The sequence below is a fragment of the uncultured Xylophilus sp. genome, from assembly GCA_913776965.1.
Taxonomy (GTDB): Bacteria; Pseudomonadota; Gammaproteobacteria; order Burkholderiales; family Burkholderiaceae_C; genus Xylophilus.
In genome coordinates this window covers 24,313-35,910 of record CAJYQL010000106.1, presented here as the reverse complement: position 1 = coordinate 35,910, position 11,598 = coordinate 24,313, and the positions used below count along the sequence as shown (strand labels likewise).

The 11,598-nt window shown below is 70.8% G+C and carries 12 protein-coding genes; 9 read left to right on the top strand and 3 right to left on the bottom strand.

The window, feature by feature from the left end; translation table 11 throughout:
* Positions 1–64 precede the first annotated feature (64 nt).
* Together QZ500_RS15160 and QZ500_RS15155 are read left to right on the top strand one after the other, a co-directional pair.
* A complete protein-coding gene (locus QZ500_RS15160; RefSeq protein ID WP_295856240.1) occupies positions 65–568 on the top strand; it encodes a FecR family protein in 504 nt (167 codons plus the stop codon).
* On the top strand, positions 568–1,188 hold the full coding sequence (locus QZ500_RS15155; RefSeq protein WP_295856239.1) for an OmpA family protein: 621 nt from the start codon (positions 568–570) through the stop codon (positions 1,186–1,188). Before QZ500_RS15160 ends, QZ500_RS15155 begins: the two co-directional genes overlap by 1 nt.
* A 57-nt stretch (positions 1,189–1,245) precedes the next feature.
* Here the strand turns inward: QZ500_RS15155 and QZ500_RS15150 are convergent, their stop codons facing one another.
* Positions 1,246–2,112 carry a helix-turn-helix transcriptional regulator gene (locus QZ500_RS15150; protein ID WP_295856238.1) on the bottom strand — a complete coding sequence of 289 codons (867 nt, stop codon included), beginning with the start codon at positions 2,110–2,112 and terminating at the stop codon, positions 1,246–1,248.
* Between the two features lie 116 nt (positions 2,113–2,228).
* Between QZ500_RS15150 and QZ500_RS15145 the strand changes: the two genes are divergently transcribed.
* The 7 genes from QZ500_RS15145 (at position 2,229) to QZ500_RS15115 (ending at position 9,706) form a co-directional block, all read left to right on the top strand.
* A complete protein-coding gene (locus tag QZ500_RS15145; protein ID WP_295856237.1) occupies positions 2,229–3,485 on the top strand; it encodes an MFS transporter in 1,257 nt (418 codons plus the stop codon).
* Positions 3,486–3,693: 208 nt separating this feature from the next.
* Positions 3,694–4,869 (top strand): Gfo/Idh/MocA family oxidoreductase, encoded by a 1,176-nt coding sequence (locus QZ500_RS15140; protein WP_295856236.1) that lies wholly within the window; start codon positions 3,694–3,696, stop codon positions 4,867–4,869.
* A gap of 60 nt (positions 4,870–4,929) precedes the next feature.
* Entirely contained in the window at positions 4,930–6,162 is a 1,233-nt protein-coding gene (locus tag QZ500_RS15135) for a dihydrodipicolinate synthase family protein (RefSeq protein WP_295856235.1), read from the top strand.
* A gap of 40 nt (positions 6,163–6,202) precedes the next feature.
* Positions 6,203–7,177, top strand: a complete 975-nt coding sequence (locus tag QZ500_RS15130) for a tripartite tricarboxylate transporter substrate binding protein (protein ID WP_295856234.1) — start codon at positions 6,203–6,205, stop codon at positions 7,175–7,177.
* Positions 7,167–7,871: an SDR family oxidoreductase gene (locus QZ500_RS15125; RefSeq protein WP_295856233.1), complete on the top strand. Its 705-nt coding sequence runs from the start codon at positions 7,167–7,169 to the stop codon at positions 7,869–7,871. Before QZ500_RS15130 ends, QZ500_RS15125 begins: the two co-directional genes overlap by 11 nt.
* A gap of 13 nt (positions 7,872–7,884) precedes the next feature.
* The gene (locus tag QZ500_RS15120; protein ID WP_295856232.1) at positions 7,885–8,835 is read left to right on the top strand and encodes an NAD(P)-dependent oxidoreductase; all 951 of its coding nucleotides are present in this window, start codon (positions 7,885–7,887) and stop codon (positions 8,833–8,835) included.
* Positions 8,828–9,706 (top strand): sugar phosphate isomerase/epimerase family protein, encoded by an 879-nt coding sequence (locus QZ500_RS15115; protein WP_295856231.1) that lies wholly within the window; start codon positions 8,828–8,830, stop codon positions 9,704–9,706. The genes QZ500_RS15120 and QZ500_RS15115 overlap by 8 nt, the downstream gene beginning before the upstream one ends.
* A 103-nt stretch (positions 9,707–9,809) precedes the next feature.
* On the opposite strand, the gene QZ500_RS15110 is transcribed toward QZ500_RS15115, so the two are convergent.
* Both QZ500_RS15110 and QZ500_RS15105 read right to left on the bottom strand, forming a co-directional pair.
* Positions 9,810–10,823: a tripartite tricarboxylate transporter substrate binding protein gene (locus tag QZ500_RS15110; protein ID WP_295856230.1), complete on the bottom strand. Its 1,014-nt coding sequence runs from the start codon at positions 10,821–10,823 to the stop codon at positions 9,810–9,812.
* Positions 10,824–10,929: 106 nt separating this feature from the next.
* On the bottom strand, positions 10,930–11,580 hold the full coding sequence (locus tag QZ500_RS15105; protein ID WP_295856229.1) for a TetR/AcrR family transcriptional regulator: 651 nt from the start codon (positions 11,578–11,580) through the stop codon (positions 10,930–10,932).
* Between the last annotated feature and the right edge of the window lie 18 nt (positions 11,581–11,598).

The window sequence follows — 11,598 nt, the reverse complement described above, 5'->3', positions numbered from 1 at the left end:
GTCATCTGCAAGAAGTTGTCGCTTCTGGCCGACAATCCGGGTCCCACGTCATTGCGAGGTGCCCATGCCTTCATCCGCCATTTCGCGCGCGATCGGTGCCGTCCTGCTGATGCTGAGCGGCGCCGCGTTCGCCCAGGTCACGCCGACCGGCGCCGCCAGCACGGCCGCGTCCGCCAACCGCGCCGGCATCGCCAAGGTCATCAAGGGGCAGGTTACGGTGACGTCCGCCGGCGCCGAACGGCCGCTCGCGGCCGGCGAGGCGGTGGCCGCCACCGACCGGATCACGACCGGCGCCGACAGCTCCGCCAGCATGGTCCTGCGCGACGGCACCACCGTCGTGGTCGGCCCGAACAGCCGGATGGAGCTGCGCGAGTTCGCCTACGACGCGACCACCTACCAGGGCAGCGTCGCGGTCAATGTGCTGCGGGGCACGATGCGCATGGTCACCGGCCTGATCGGCAAAAACCGGCCGGACGCGGTGTCGGTCACCACGCCCACCGCGCTGATCGGCATCCGCGGCACCGACTTCATCGTCGCGGTCGAGGAATCGGCCCCGGAAGCCCGCTGATGGCGGCGCCCCTCGCACTCCTGTCCCGCGCCGCGCTGGCGGCGACCGTGCTGCTGCTCGCCGCCTGCGCCGCCAAGCCGCCCGCCGGCGGCACCCAGGTCACGCTGCTGCCCCAGGAAGACGGTACGCCGTCGGCGGTCATCGTGCGGGCCGCCAATGCCGAGCAGCGGCTGTCGCAGCCCTACCAGACCGCCGTCGCGCGGACCGGCCAGGCGCCGGTGCTGCAGCAATCGCAGGCTGAGCAGGTGCAGCAGACCTATGCGCCGCTGTTCGCCACCGCGCCGCCGAAGCCGGTGCGCTTCGTGCTCTATTTCCAGACCGACACCACCCGCCTGACCGCCGAATCGCAGGCCGCGACCGGCCGGGTGCTGAACGAGACGCTCGCGCGCAGCGGCGCCGAGATCGTGCTGATCGGCCATACCGACACCCGCGGCCGCGGCGAATACAACGATGCGTTGTCGCTGCAGCGGGCGCAGCTGGTGCGCGACCTGTTCGTCCAGCGCGGTTTCCCCTCCGGCCGGATCGAGGCGACCGGCCGCGGCGAGCGCGAGCTGGCCGTGCCGACCCGCGACGAGGTGGACGAGGTGCGCAACCGCCGGGTCGAGATCCTGGTACGCTGAACCCGCCGTCGCCATCCGCTATCGAATGCATAGCGGCTGGCGCAGACAGGACGGGCGCTAGAGCCCCTTTTTTGCCTGAAATTCCCGCGGCGACCGTCCCATGGCCGCCCGGAACATTGCGGTGAAGGCGCTGTCGCTCGCATAGCCGCTTCCCGCCGCTACCTGCGCGACCGGCGCGCCGCGCGCCAGCAGCGGCAGTGCATGCGCCAGCAGCGCCTGCTGCCGCCACTGGTGCCAGCTGAGGCCCAGCTCGCTGCGGAACAGCCGGGCGGCGGTCCGTTCGCTGGCGCCGGCTTCCGCCGCCCAGGTGCCGAGCGTCGCGCTGCGGCCGGGCGCACGCAGCACCGCTTCGCACAGGGCGCGCAGCCGCTTGTCGCCGCGCTCGGCATCGGGCAGCGGCACGCCCATGCGCAGCTGCGGCGCGCCGGCCAGCTCGTCGGCCAGCAGCGGCGCGATCAGCGCCTCGCGGGCCCGGCAGGCGGCCGCGCGGTCGGCATCGGCGCTGCCGTCGGGCGCGATGTCGAGCGCCATCGCCAGCGCATGCAGCAGCGGCCTCATCTCGACCACCACGCAGCGCGACCAGCAGGGCGCATCCGACGGCGCCCGGGCGTGAAAATAGACGGTGCGCAATTCGGCATCCTCGACCACGGTGATCGAATGCTCCATGTCCGCCGGCACCCAGGCGGCGCGGTTCGGCGGCACGATGATCGTGCTGCCTTCGGTCGTCACCCGGACCACGCCGGTGGCCGAGAAGGTGAGCTGCGGCCAGGCATGGCGGTGCGGGGTAACGATGGTTTCGGCTGCGAGCGGCCGCTGTTTGGCGCGCACCGGACGGTCGGCCGTCGGCACAAACAGGTGCGGCGTCAGGGAGCCGACCGTCGGCGCGGTTCGGGCGCGAAGGGTGCAGCGGATCGAGGATGCCATTGGCGGATTTTCGACGATAGTTGGCCCATCGTCGCGATCCAGACGCGTCGGCCGGTCCTACGATCGGTTCTTCCTCGATCCTGCCGCCGTCGGCCCTGCCCGCCGGCCTCGCCGCCATGCGCACTACCGCTGCTCCCGCTTCTTCCTCCGGCCCGGCCGGGCCCACCGTCCGCCAGGATGCGGTGCTGATCGGGCTGGTCGGGCTGGCACACGGCATCAGCCATTTCAGCCAGTTGCTGCTGGCGCCCTTGTTCCCATGGCTGAAGGACGCGTTCCAGGTCGGTTATGCCGAACTCGGCCTGGTGTTGACGGTGTTCTTTGTCGTGTCGTGCCTGGTGCAGGCGGGCGCCGGCTTCATCGTCGACCGTTACAGCCCACGGCCGGTGCTGTTCGCCGGACTCGGTCTGATCGCGCTCGCGGCGGTCGGCTACGCGCTGGCGCAGAGCTACTGGATGCTGCTGGCGAGCGCGGTGGTTGGGGGGATCGGCAACGGCGTGTTCCATCCGGTCGACTACACGCTGTTCAACCGCCGGGTCGCGCAGACGCGGCTCGGCCATGCATACAGCGTGCACGGCATCACCGGCAGCCTGGGCTGGGCGCTGGCGCCGGCGATGGTGGTGCCGCTCGCGGTGGCGTTCTCGTGGCGCGTGGCCTTGCTGGCCGCTGGCGCCCTCGCGTTCGCGGTGCTGGTGCTGCTGTGGTTCCAACGCAGCCACCTCGTCATCGAGAAGAAGGCGGTGCTGCAGGCCACCGGCCATGCCGGTCCGCAGGAGCACAGCCTGGCCTTCCTGCAGATCCCGGCGGTCTGGATGTGCTTCGCCTTCTTCTTTTTCTACGCCGCGTCGCTGAGCGTGGTGCAGGCCTTCGCGCCCGAGGCGGCGCGCCAGCTGCACGGCATGCCGGTGGCGCTGGTGGCGGCCTGCCTCAGCATCTACATGGTCTGCAGCGCGGGCGGCATGGTGCTGGGCGGCTTCCTCGCGTCCGACCCGTCGCGCTGCGAGCGCATCGTCGGCATCGGCTTCGGCCTCGCGGCGGCGATGGCGCTGGTGCTGGCGTTCGCCGGCCTGCCGGCGCAGGCGGTGCCGGCGCTATTCGGCGCGATGGGCTTTTCCGCCGGCATCTCGGGGCCGTCGCGCGACCTGCTGGTCAAACGTTCGACGCCGGCCAACGCGACCGGCCGTGTCTACGGCGTGGTCTATGCCGGGCTCGACATCGGCCAGGCGCTCGCGCCGCTGCTCTTCGGCGCGCTGATGGACCACGGCCGTTTCCGCGACGTGCTGGTCGGGCTGGCGGTGGTGCAGGGCGTGCTGATCGTCAGTGCGTTCAACGTGCGGCGCGCGCGGCGCACGCCGGTGGGGGCGGTGCCGGCCTGACAGGCTGTTAATTCACCAAAGAGATAACTAAAGCCGGCCGTGGCGACACGGCCGGCTTTTTTGCATCTGCGGTCAGCCAGGGGTGTTAGCCCCATTGACGGCCATGAGTTGTATCATCTATATTAACTGAATGGTGAATTAGCGAGGCCAGCGTGCCGCTGTCACCGGTTTTCACCTCATGCTCCAACCGACAAAGGCGACACATCCCATGGCAACCCAACGACTCGGACTCATCATGCACGGCGTCACCGGCCGCATGGGCATGAACCAGCACCTGATCCGCTCGATCTGCGCGATCCGCGCGCAGGGCGGCGTGCAGCTCTCCAATGGCGACAAGGTCATGCCCGACCCGATCCTGATCGGCCGCAACGCCGAGAAGATCGAGGCACTGGCCAAGGCGCACGGCATCGACCGCTGGGGCACCGACCTCGACGCGGCGCTCGCCAATCCGGACGACACCGTGTTCTTCGACGCCGGCACCACCCAGATGCGCCCGACGCTGCTGGCCAAGGCGATCCGCGCCGGCAAGCACGTCTACTGCGAAAAGCCGATCGCCACCAACCTGAACGAGGCGGTGGAGATCGCCCGCTTGGCCGAAGAGGCCGGCAAGGCCCACGGCATCAAGCATGGCGCCGTGCAGGACAAGCTGTTCCTGCCCGGCCTGCGCAAGCTCGACATGCTGCGCCGCGCCGGCTTCTTCGGCCGCATGCTGAGCGTGCGGCTGGAGTTCGGCTACTGGGTGTTCGAGGGCGACCTGCAGCCGATCCAGCGCCCGAGCTGGAACTACCGCTCTGAAGATGGCGGCGGCATGATCCTCGACATGATGTGCCACTGGCGCTACGTGCTGGACAACCTGTTCGGCGAAGTGCAGTCCATCTCCTGCCTGGGCGTGACCCACATCCCGACGCGCTGGGACGAAAACGGCAAGGAATACACCGCCACCGCCGACGACGCCGCCTACGCCACCGCCCAGCTCACCGGCCACAACGGCGAGCCGGTGGTGGCGCAGCTCAACATGAGCTGGGCCACCCGCGTCAACCGCGAGGACCTGGTGACCTTCCATGTCGACGGCACCCACGGCTCGGCGGTCGCCACGCTCACCGGCTGCAAGGCCCAGAGCCGCGTCAACACGCCGCGCCCGGTGTGGAACCCCGACGTGAAGCAGACGATGCACTTCACCGAGCAGTGGCAGGACGTGCCGGACACCCAGACCTACGACAACGGTTTCAAGATCCAGTGGGAGCACTTCATCCGCCACGTCGCGGAAGACGCGCCGTACCGGTGGACGCTGCCGGAAGGCGCCAAGGGCGTGCAGCTGGTCGAGGCCGCACTCGAGTCCTGGAAGGACCGCCGCTGGGTGGACGTGCCTGCGCTCTCGATCTGATAGCAGCCTGCGCAGGCGCCACCTGCGCAAACCGCATATTTCCTTCTGAAAAGAGCCGCCATGAGCACCACCCTGACCCTGCCCACCGCCGATGGCGGCCTGGCGCCCTACACCCTGCGCGGCACGCCGCCCGTCGCGCCGCCGGCGGGCACCGTGTTCGACCGCATCGCGTACTCCGCCGCCCACGTGGTGGCCGACCCGCGCGCCGCCATCGACCCGTGGCTGCAATGCTCGGTGGACTGGGACACCACCATCGCCTACCGCCGCTACCTCTGGTCGCTCGGCCTGGGCGTGGCTGAGGCGATGGACACGGCGCAGCGCGGCATGGGCCTCGACTGGCCGACCTCGCTGGAACTGATCCGCCGCAGCCTCGACGCCGCGCAGGACATGCCCGGCGCGCTGGTCGCCAGCGGCTGCGGCACCGACCACCTGGTCCTCGACGAGGTGAAGACGGTGGACGACGTGATCCGCGGCTACGAAGAGCAGATGGAGGCGATCGAGAAGCTCGGCGGCAAGCTGATCGTGATGGCCAGCCGTGCGCTCGCCCGTGTCGCGAAGACGCCGGCCGACTACGAGCGTGTCTACGACCGCATCCTGTCGCAGGCGAAGCAGCCGGTGGTGCTGCACTGGCTCGGCGACATGTTCGACCCGGCGCTGGCCGGCTACTGGAACGGCAGCGAGGGCGTGGTGGCCGGCGCGCCCTACGACGTGGCCCGCGCGATGGACACCACGCTTGGCATCATCGCCGCGCATGCCGACAAGGTGGACGGCATCAAGATCTCGCTGCTGAACAAGGACTACGAGATCGCGATGCGCCGCCGCCTGCCGGCCACCGGCGGCCCGGACGGGCAGGGCGTGCGCATGTACACCGGCGACGACTTCAACTACGCCGAACTGATCGCCGGCGACGGCGCCGGCAGCGCGCCGACCCACGGCAAGAGCGACGCGCTGCTCGGCATCTTCGACGCGATCGCACCGGCCGCCAGCGCCGCGCTCGCCGCCCTGGCGGCCGGCGACACCGAGCGCTTCCACGCGATCCTGGGCCCAACGGTGCCGCTGTCGCGCCACATCTTCCAGGCGCCCACCCGCTTCTACAAGACGGGTGTGGTGTTCATGGCCTGGCTCAACGGCCACCAGAGCCACTTCACCATGGTCGGCGGCCAGCAGAGCACCCGCTCGCTGCCGCACCTGGCCGAGCTGTTCCGCCTGGCCGATGCGGCCGACCTGCTGCAGCAGCCGGAGCTGGCCGCGCGCCGCATGCGCTCGCTGCTGGCGGTGCACGGCATCGAGTGACAGCGCGACCGTCGGCAGAGAACAAATAAGGAGACGTCCCATGACAACATCCCCGAAGACATCCGTCGCCCGCAGGGTGGTGCTGGCCGGCCTGTGCGGTCTGGCCTTCGCTGCGTCCGCGCAGACCTGGCCGGCCCGTCCGGTGCGCATGGTCATTCCGTTTCCGCCGGGCGGCACGCTCGACGCGGTCGGCCGGCAACTCGCGCAGAAACTGTCGGAGCAGCTGGGCCAGCCGGTCGTCGTGGACAACAAGCCGGGCGGCAACGGCACCATCGGCGCCGACATCGTGTCGAAGGCGCCGGCCGACGGCTACACGCTGCTCTTCAACGCCTCGACCCAGATCAGCGCGCCGATGACGATGAAGTCGGTGCCTTACAACCCGGCGACCGACTTCACCCCGATTGCGCTGGTCGCCAAGGCGCCGCTGTCGGTGGCGATCAACAAGAACCTGCCGATCACGGACGTGAAGTCGCTGATCGCCCATGCGAAGGCGAACCCCGGCAAGATGAGCTTCGCGGTCGGCTCCATCGGTTCGGCCGGTCACCTGGCGACGGAACTGCTCAAGCGCGCCGGCGGCATCGAGTACCTGGTCGTGCCGTACAAGGGCACCGCGCCGGCTTTCCAGGACCTGATCGGCGGCCAGATCGACGGCTTCATCGACCCGATCCTCGGCTCGCTGCAGTACCACCGCTCCGGCATGCTCCGGGTGGTGGCCGTGACCGGCGACCGCCGCGCGCCCAACCTGCCGGACGTGCCGACCGTCGCGGAAACGATCCCCGGCTACGAGTTCTACAGCTGGTACGGCCTCTGGGGCCCGGCGAAGCTGCCGGAGGCGGTCGTGCAGCGCCTCAATACCGAGGTGAACAAGGCGTTGGCCGGCGAGATGCGCGACAAGCTGGTGCAGCAGGGCCTGCAGCTCACCCCGGGCAGTGCCGCCGACTTCGCGAAGTTCCAGCGCGAGGACGCGGCCCGCGCGCAGAAGATCGTCACCGACGGGAACATCCGTGTCGAGTGAGCCCCATGCCTGGGTAACGGGCAGCAGCTCCGGCATCGGCGAGGCGATCGCGCAGGCTTTGCTGGACGCCGGCTGGCGCGTCACCGGCCTGGACATCGCGCCGCCGCGGATCGCGCACGACCGCTTTGCGGCGCAGCGGGTGGACCTGAGCGACGGGCCGGCCACCACCGCCTGCGTGAACACCCTGCTGGCCGCCGGCACGCCCGAGGCGGCGGTGCATGCGGCCGGCGTGCTGCGGCCCGCGCCGCTCGGCGCGATCGACGCCGGCGCCAGCGAGCTGATGTGGCGGCTGCACACCCAGTGCGCCACGCTGCTGGCCGACCGGCTGCTGCCCGCGATGGCGGCGGCCGGCCGCGGCCGCTGCGTGCTGCTGGGCAGCCGGGTGGCGGACGGGCTGCCGGGCCGCAGCCAGTACGCCGCGACCAAGGCGGCGCTGGTGGCGCTGGCGCGCAGCTGGGCCGCGGAAGTGGCGGCGCAGGGCGTGACGGTGAACGTCGTCTCGCCGGCGGCCACCCGCACCGCCATGCTCGACGATCCGGCCCGTGCCGCCGCCGCACCGCGGCTGCCGCCCATCGGCCGGCTGATCGAGCCGTCGGAGATCGCCGCACTGGTGCTGTTCCTGCTGTCGCCCGCTGCGGCGGCGATCACCGGCCAGGACCTCCGCATCTGCGGCGGCGCCTCGCTGGCACGTTGACCGGAGAGAGGAGATGGACGCTCTTCCCGCGACCGACCGCGCGGTCGGCATCGTCGGCCTCGGGCTGGTCGGCAGTGCGCTCGCCGCGCGTCTGCAGGCGGCCGGCTTCACGGTGCACGGCTTCGACCTGCGGCCCGAGGCGCGCGATGCCCTCGCCGCCGCCGGCGGACGGCCCGCCGACACGCTGGCCGCGCTGGGCGCGGCCGTCGGCACTGCGGTGCTGGCCGTGTTCGACACGCAGGACGTGCTGCAGGTACTCGAAGGCACGGGCGACCGACTGCTGGGCCCCGGCTCCACGGTCCGCACGGTGGTCGACTGCTCCACCGGCGAGCCGGCGGCGCTCGCGGCGCTGTCGGCGCGGCTGGCCGCCCGCGGTATCGGCTTCGTGGAGGCGCCGCTTTCGGGCTCCAGCCGGCAGATCGCCGAGGGCGCCGCCACCATGCTGCTCGGCGGCGACGCCGCGACCATCGCCGGCTGCGCGCCGGTGTTCGACGCGATCGCCGCCCGCCGCGTGCACGCCGGCGGCGCCGGCATGGGGGCGCGCGCCAAGCTCGCGACCAACCTCGTCATCGGCCTGAACCGTGCCGCGCTGGCCGAAGGCTTCGTCTTCGCCGAAGCGCTCGGCATCGCGCCGGCCGCGTTCCTCGAACTCGTGCTGGCCACGCCGGCCACGTCGGCCGCCGCCGAAGCAAAGGGCGCGATGATGGTGAGCGGCGATTTCGCGCCGCAGTCCCGCATCCGCCAGCACCTGAAGGACGTGGGCCTGATGCTGGCCGATGCGGCCGCCGCCGGCCAGCGCCTGCCGCTGTCGGAAACCCACGCCGCCCTGATGCGCGCGGCTGTCGCGGCCGGCGACGGCGAGCTCGACAACGCCGCGCTGCTGCGCCAGCTGCGCCGCGAACGCCTGGCCGACGCACCACCTCTCTCCATGTCCTCTTCCGAACCGAAAGCATCCGATGCGTGACTTCTCCCGCGACCACGACTGGCTGTCGATCAACACCGCGACGCTGCGCAAGCAGCACGGCGGGGAAGTGCCGCTCGACCGCATCGTCGACCAGTGCGCGGCGCACGGCATCCGCGCGATCAGCCCGTGGCGCGACCAGGTCGCCGCGGTCGGCATCGACCGGCTGGCAGCCCAGCTGAAGGCCCACGGCATCGGCCTGTCGGGCTACTGCCGCGGCGGCTTCTTCCCGGCGCCTGACGCGGCCGGCCTGCGTGCCGCGCTGGACGACAATCGCCGCGCGATCGACGAGGCGAAGATGCTCGACGCCGCCTGCCTGGTGCTGGTGGTGGGCGCGCTGCCCGGCGCGCTCGCTGGCCAGGCGGCCTACAAGGACATCGCCCGCGCGCGCGCCGAGGTGCACGACGGCATCGCCGCCTCGCTGGAATACGCCCGCAAGGTCGGCATGCCGCTCGCGATCGAGCCGCTGCATCCGATGCAGGCCGCCGACCGGGCCTGCGTCAACACGCTGGAGCAGGCACTGGACATCTGCGACGCGCTCGATCCGCAGAAATCCGGCGCGCTCGGCGTGGCGCTGGACGTGTACCACGTCTGGTGGGACCCGAAGCTGCGGGCCCAGATCGCCCGCGCCGGCCGCGAACGGTTGCTCGCCTTCCACGTCTGCGACTGGCTGACCCCGACCCGCGACCTGCTGAACGACCGCGGGATGATGGGCGACGGCGTGATCGAGATCCCGAAGATCCGCGGCTGGGTGGAGGATGCCGGCTATGCGGGCGTCAGCGAAGTCGAGATCTTCTCGTCGGCCGACTGGTGGCAGCGCAGCGGCGAAGAGACGCTGGCAGCCTGCATCGAGCGACACCGCAGCGCGGTCTGACGCCGGTGTCCCCGGCCGCCCCGTGCGGCCGATGGTGCACTGGAAAAAGAAACCGCCCCGGCCGCGTTGGCGGTCCGGGGCGGTGTCGTAGGGGGGCCTGCGTTTACTGCTGCTGCGCCAGCCCGGCCGCCTTCACCAGCTGCGCATTGCTCTGCGTCTCGTCTTTGATATAGGCATCAAACTGCTCCGGCGACAGCGTCCAGGCATCGGCGCCCAGGTTGGCGAAACGCTGCTTCACCTCGGGCGTGGCGAGCGCCTTGACCACTTCGTCGTGCAGCCGGTTGACGATCTGGCGCGGCGTCTTGGCCGGAGCCATCATGCCGATCCAGAAGTTGAATTCCGAGCCCGGCACGCCGGCCTCGGCGGTGGTGGGCACGTCGGGCAGGGCGGCCGAGCGCTTGGGCGAGCCGACCGCCAGCGCGACCAGCTGGCCGTCCTTGATCTGGCCGGCGACCGGGGCGAGCGGCGAGAAGTAGTAGTCCACGCGGCCCGCCAGCACTTCGTTGACTGCCTCGGCCGATCCCTTGAACGGGATGTTGGTCGCGTCGATCTTCGCGGCCATCTTGAACTTCTCGGCGTTCAGGTGGGTCGCGCTACCCTGGCCGGCGGACGCGAAGTTCAGGCTGCCCGGCTTGGCGCGGGCGGCGGCCAGCAGCGCGGGCAGGGTCTTGATGTTCTTCGACGGCGCCATCACCAGCACGTTGGGCAGCGAGGCGATCGGCGTGATGCCGGCGAAATCGCGCAGCGTGTCGTACGGCAGCTTGGCGAAGGTCGACGGATTCACCGTGTGCGACGACGACTGGATCATGATCGTGTAGCCGTCGGGCGCGGCGCTCGCGACCGCCGCAGCGCCGATCGTGCCGCTCGCGCCGCCGCGGTTGTCCACCACCAGCGTCTGGCCCATGCTCTGCCCCATCTTGTCGGTGATCGCGCGGGCGATGATGTCCGTGGTGCTGCCGGCGCTGAAGGGCACGATCACCCGGATCGGCTTGTTCGGGTAGGGCGCCTGGGCCCAGGCGGCGGCGCCGGGCAGCGCGGCCAGCAGGGCGGCGCAGGCGACCGCGCCGAGCGCGCGGCGGGGGGGCGAAAGGGGCAGGCGGGGTGTCTGCAGCGGCATGTTGGTGTCTCCTGGTGGCGGCGCAGGGTGCGCCGGCTATTAACTCAATGGTTAATTGAAGCTATTCTAGGAAACGGCGTGCCGCAGCGTCAACCGGGCCGGCGGCTCAGTTCCTCAGGGCATACCCGAGCACCACGTCGCTGATGTGCTGCAGCCGTTCGTGGCGCGCCTTGGGCGTCATCAGGTCGCGGCCGAAGATTGCCGACAGGGTGAACCGGTTGGACAGGTAGAAGTACGCCATGCCGGCGATCGACATGTAGAGCTGCACCGGGTCGATGCCGCCGCGGAAGCTGCCGTCCTGCCGGCCCCGCTCCAGGATCGCGCCCAGCGTTTCCACCAGCGGCGAATTGACCGCCTGCGCCTTGCGCGACTGCGCCAGGTGCCGGCCCTGGTGCAGGTTCTCGCTGTTGAGGAAGGTCAGGAATTCCGGATGGGCGATGTAGTAGTCCCAGGTGAATTCGGTGAGCCGCTGCAGCGCCTGGGCCGGCGGCATGTCCTCCAGGTGCAGCGCCTGCTCGGCCGCGCGGATGCGGGCGTAGGCAGCCTCCAGCACCGCCAGGAACAGGTCGTCCTTGCTGCCGAAGTAGTAGTAGATCAGCCGCTTGTTCAGGCCCGCGAGTTCGGCGATGCGGTCCACCCGGGCGCCCGCCAGGCCGTGCTGCGCGAACTCGGCCGCGGCCGCATCCAGGATCGCCTGCTGGGACCGGTCGGCATCGCGGGAGCGCGGAGCGGAGGGGGCGTCGTCGGTTCGGGCCATGGCCATTGTTAACTCTTT

Excerpts from the sequence above, each read along its gene's own strand:
- QZ500_RS15105 (WP_295856229.1), bottom strand. The coding sequence starts at position 11,580 with ATGGCCCGAACCGACGACGCCCCCTCCGCTCCGCGCTCCCGCGATGCC.
- QZ500_RS15115 (WP_295856231.1), top strand. The coding sequence starts at position 8,828 with ATGCGTGACTTCTCCCGCGACCACGACTGGCTGTCGATCAACACCGCG.
- QZ500_RS15140 (WP_295856236.1), top strand. The coding sequence starts at position 3,694 with ATGGCAACCCAACGACTCGGACTCATCATGCACGGCGTCACCGGCCGC.
- QZ500_RS15160 (WP_295856240.1), top strand. The coding sequence starts at position 65 with ATGCCTTCATCCGCCATTTCGCGCGCGATCGGTGCCGTCCTGCTGATG.
- QZ500_RS15145 (WP_295856237.1), top strand. The coding sequence starts at position 2,229 with ATGCGCACTACCGCTGCTCCCGCTTCTTCCTCCGGCCCGGCCGGGCCC.
- QZ500_RS15110 (WP_295856230.1), bottom strand. The coding sequence starts at position 10,823 with ATGCCGCTGCAGACACCCCGCCTGCCCCTTTCGCCCCCCCGCCGCGCG.
- QZ500_RS15130 (WP_295856234.1), top strand. The coding sequence starts at position 6,203 with ATGACAACATCCCCGAAGACATCCGTCGCCCGCAGGGTGGTGCTGGCC.
- QZ500_RS15150 (WP_295856238.1), bottom strand. The coding sequence starts at position 2,112 with ATGGCATCCTCGATCCGCTGCACCCTTCGCGCCCGAACCGCGCCGACG.
- QZ500_RS15155 (WP_295856239.1), top strand. The coding sequence starts at position 568 with ATGGCGGCGCCCCTCGCACTCCTGTCCCGCGCCGCGCTGGCGGCGACC.
- QZ500_RS15135 (WP_295856235.1), top strand. The coding sequence starts at position 4,930 with ATGAGCACCACCCTGACCCTGCCCACCGCCGATGGCGGCCTGGCGCCC.
- QZ500_RS15120 (WP_295856232.1), top strand. The coding sequence starts at position 7,885 with ATGGACGCTCTTCCCGCGACCGACCGCGCGGTCGGCATCGTCGGCCTC.